The following is a 3,833-nucleotide window of genomic DNA, read 5'->3' on the forward strand; positions in this document are numbered from 1 at the left end:
ATTCCTAGTCTGTGAGCCCCCGCGCATCGCGAGCAGGCTCGGATTTAACTGCACGCCAAAAGGAAGTTTCCTCGGCCTTGAAGTTAATGGGCGGAAGGTCTCCTTCGCCGAGAACGTATTCTATGAGTTCGACGAGCGGAAAATAAAGGCGGTGTGGTCGATCATCGACAAGGCAGCTATCGAAAGACAACTTTAGGCCGGAGGAACGATCCGCGTTGCGTGGTCCGCTCCGGGTCACGAGCGTCGCGCTCCGCGATCGACGGCGAACTGTCGATTTCCGCTATGCCCCCGTTAGTGACCAAGGTCGCATGGCGGTGCAGCATGTCGCGAAGGGCCAAAATCAGACATGACAACGGCTATTGGCGAGTGGTCCGTGTTCTCCTTGGCCACCATTCAATGGCGGTCATCGGCAAAACCCCTTTTAACCCTCAGTTGCTAAATTCGCAATTTCGGCTAATAGTTGTGCGGCAGCGTATGCGCATTGGACGGCATGTCCGTCTGCGAGAGGACATGGCCATGAGATTGTCGTTCAGCTTTGTCGCGCCCTCAGCCGTCGCTGTCTTGTCAGCCGTCTTGCTGTGCGGCCCCGCAGTGTCGCAAACCGCAACAGGCTCCGCCACCCCGCTTCCCCCGGTCACGGTCGATGCGCCGACGCAGGTGGAAAGGCCACATCGAGCGGAGCGCGTGACAAATACGAGAGCATCTCGCCGAACGTCGTCAACCACGCAAACGTCATCGTCAGCCGCACGGACGCCTTCGTATGCACCGGGTTCAGTGATGGGGAGGATTGCCAGTTTGGAGAAAGTCGCTAGCAGCTGCAACGGTGGCTGTGCATCAAGCTTCCCACACGGCAAAGATCCCTGGGTTGGATGCAGCGAGTCGGGCGGCGGTTTGAACTATGGACCCTTCTCGACAACGTGCCGAGACACCATCACTCATACATCCTACGAGAATTGCGTCGAGACGAAGGTGTTCCTGGGCGAGATTCGAAACAGAGCCCACTGGTTTTGCAGCAGCCTGCAGGCCGGCAACAGGTTCAAGGTCGCAGACCTCAAGCGATCAAGGCGTCCGCGCTAGTCCATACCTCCCGCAGCCTTTCTGTTCCTAGCCCCTGATGTCGGCCCACCCTTGTCGCCGGTAGCCGAACCTCGCCCGCCGATTGCTGCGCGCGTGCGGCCAGCGGCCACGTCGCGACCCAGCGTGATGTACTCCCGCCACTTCATTTCAAAATCCTGCCCTGATGCTCTTAACGGCGGCGTAGGCAATTTTTGGCACAGGTCTGAGCGGTCCGATGTCTGCCTCGGGTCATTCGCGTCGTTTTGGCCGCGTGTCCGTCTTCCGGTCTAGCCTGAGAGCAGACATCGAGTTGAAGCTCCAGATCGGCTGCGAAGGGCGCTCTCGGACAATCGACAAGGCAGTGAAGCTTGGCGACTAGAAAGGAACTGGGACAGGAGGATCGCAGGCGACATTTGTTTCAATCAATCGCCGCTCGCCATGCGCTCCAGTTCCTCCCACATCTCCCGGCCCACTTCGATTGGGGGTGCCACGTACTCATCGGGCGACCAACAGAGCGGAATGATGCGATAGTTTTCGCCGTCAAGCAGCCAACCTTTGACGCCGCAAGTCCAGTAAGGGACGGCGTCTGCCTCAACGTAGCGTAGCTTCGTGCTCATCCGTTGCACTCCGCATGATAGGCCGCAAAGAACGGGCGCAGGTTGATACTGATCGACGTGCCATCGCCTTGGTTTAGGATCAGTGTGTACCGCTCGGGCTCCAGCTCGCATCCCTTGATCGATGGGCCGGGAAGGCCGCGTTCGCCACGATCGCCTTTCGGTCCAGCCGGTCCCTTTTTTCCTGGAAGCAGAGCGCCTGCCAGTCGTCGCCCGGGCATATACCGGGATTGGTGCGGCGCGCTACAAAGTTCCCGCCATTGAGCGCGACAACGTCAAATTTGGAATATCGCTCGCCCGGTTGATACGTGCCCTTCACACGAAACGAAAGGCCATCAAGACCTCCAGCCGCGACACAAATCCAATGCTCTTCATCCGGCGGTGCGCGGCCGGTGTCACACAGCGCCTGATACGTCGAGCCGTCATGCGTGACCAGTTCCCCCTCATAGTGTACCTTGTCCTCGACGTAGGCACGCACGGGTGGCCCGTTCTTCTGATTGATTATCTGCCGCAGCCGGCCGAGCCGCTCGTCGATCGAGCGCTCGAGCTTGATCAGCGTGTCGCTGAAAGCGGCGCGCGCCTCCGCAATCGCTGCCGCCGATTCTGCCTTTAGGAGTTCGGATGCGTCCTTCCAACGGAGCTTTGTCTCTCGGACGTCAGCGATCATTTCAGCCAGACATTGCTTCCAGCATTCGACTAGAAATTCCTGATCGCTTTCGCGCGGAACAACGTCGCGCTCTGCTATAGTCATCGCGGCCTCCTGTTCATGCCGCTGGTTTAGCGCCACTATAGCACGATCTGATCGCAAGAGTGAGCCCGCGCAGATGAGTGAGTCGAACGATACCATCAGACTGATCGCTCAGATCGCAAGCACAGCTATCGACGAGGAGCGCGAAGATCGGCGTCAGACTGGTTTACCGTGCAGCCGTGGCCGCACTCAGGCCCTGCTTCTACACCTGTCGATCATCAGACGATTAGCACGCGATGCACTTCCGCCCACCGAGCAGGCAAAATTGCCACCAGAGGAGGTTCACACAGAGCTGGTCAAGCGGCTCGCAGAAAAGATCATAGAGACAGCCGATGAACTTGAACGCAGAAGGCGGATTGTTCATTGAGACAGCAGCATAAGTGCGATCTGTTTCTAACTTATGTCGCTGTCTTCTTCCTTGTCCTCGCCGCGCATCACGATCTTGAGCGCATCGTCAGGTAAGGGTCTTTGCAGTGCCTTCGCTTCATCCCACGGCGCGCGCATCCAGATGTCGCGCTCCTCCTCGGTCGTCAGGATCACCGGCATGGCCTTGGGGTGGATCGGCTCGACAATCGCGTTCGGCGAGGTTGTCAGGAAACCGTAGACCTGATGCGGCCCCGGCACCGGCTTGGACTTCGTGCCGCGATCTCCGTTGAACGTCGTCCAGATGCCAGCGAAGGCCGTGAGCGGCCGGTCATCGTTGAGCGCGAACCAGATGACATCCTTCTTCTTGGTCTCGGGGTTCGGTTCGGGCGCGTATTCGGCAAAGCTGTTGAACGGCACAAGGCATCGGTTCTCCGGCTTGAGCCAGCCGCGCCAGTGCGGCGATGACGTGTTGCGAATGTTGGTGACCGGCGGGCCACCCGTGCGCGGTGGCGGTGGCATGCCCCAGCGCATCAGCGCCATCTCGGTGCCCGCGTCGGTGTTGCGGATCACGGGCGCGGGATAGTCCGGAAACACACCCGGCATCGGCGCGAGGTTGCCGACGTAGCGATTGACCACGCGGAACAGCGCGGCGATGGCGGTTTGGTTGGTGGTGATACTGTAGAGGTTGCACATCAGGCTAACCGACGCTCAATAGATGGTTTCTCGCGATTTCGTGCCCATCCGGGCATCAAAGCGTCACCAAGGAGGCTGGCAAGTTATCAATCTCTCGCGGGTCGGCACGGATGTGGGGTGAATGTCCGCTTTCGGGGGATGAACGCACCAAGGGTGAGGCACGCTAGAAATACGATTTGACTGTCAGCCCTGCTGCGCGGGCCTCCTGTATGAACGTATGCGCTTCCTCATTGGACATTGTAAGATCAGCGCCGCCGAGATATTCCTCTCCTTTGGGTGTCTTCGCACGGAACATCGTCTCGTGTCTGCCCACATCAACAGTATAATCAATGTCGCTTGGTGTTTCGGGCATGGCA

6 protein-coding genes are annotated in these 3,833 nt (G+C 59.0%); 2 read left to right on the plus strand and 4 right to left on the minus strand.

Annotation, left to right across the window (positions count from 1 at the left end; all coding sequences use genetic code 11):
• The coding region (locus AC630_RS41345; protein ID WP_208867115.1) for an ester cyclase at positions 1-196 on the plus strand (196 nt) is incomplete at its 5' end.
• A gap of 1,282 nt (positions 197-1,478) precedes the next feature.
• Here AC630_RS41345 and AC630_RS41355 read toward each other — a convergent pair.
• Positions 1,479-1,673 (minus strand): hypothetical protein, encoded by a 195-nt coding sequence (locus AC630_RS41355; RefSeq protein ID WP_074124153.1) that lies wholly within the window; start codon positions 1,671-1,673, stop codon positions 1,479-1,481.
• Between the two features lie 79 nt (positions 1,674-1,752).
• Positions 1,753-2,421: a hypothetical protein gene (locus AC630_RS41360; RefSeq protein ID WP_143198734.1), complete on the minus strand. Its 669-nt coding sequence runs from the start codon at positions 2,419-2,421 to the stop codon at positions 1,753-1,755.
• Between the two features lie 73 nt (positions 2,422-2,494).
• On the opposite strand from AC630_RS41360, the gene AC630_RS44970 reads away from it, so the two are divergent.
• Positions 2,495-2,785, plus strand: coding sequence for a hypothetical protein (locus AC630_RS44970; protein ID WP_143198735.1), 291 nt, complete (start codon positions 2,495-2,497; stop codon positions 2,783-2,785).
• Positions 2,786-2,811: 26 nt separating this feature from the next.
• Here the strand turns inward: AC630_RS44970 and AC630_RS41365 are convergent, their stop codons facing one another.
• Both AC630_RS41365 and AC630_RS46530 read right to left on the minus strand, forming a co-directional pair.
• Entirely contained in the window at positions 2,812-3,477 is a 666-nt protein-coding gene (locus tag AC630_RS41365; protein WP_074124157.1) for an SOS response-associated peptidase, read from the minus strand.
• Positions 3,478-3,640: 163 nt separating this feature from the next.
• Positions 3,641-3,833 (minus strand): hypothetical protein (locus AC630_RS46530; protein WP_208867116.1); only part of this gene is annotated, 193 nt, incomplete at its 5' end.

The sequence above is a fragment of the Bradyrhizobium sp. AS23.2 genome (assembly GCF_001908185.1).
Classification (GTDB): Bacteria; Pseudomonadota; Alphaproteobacteria; order Rhizobiales; family Xanthobacteraceae; genus Bradyrhizobium.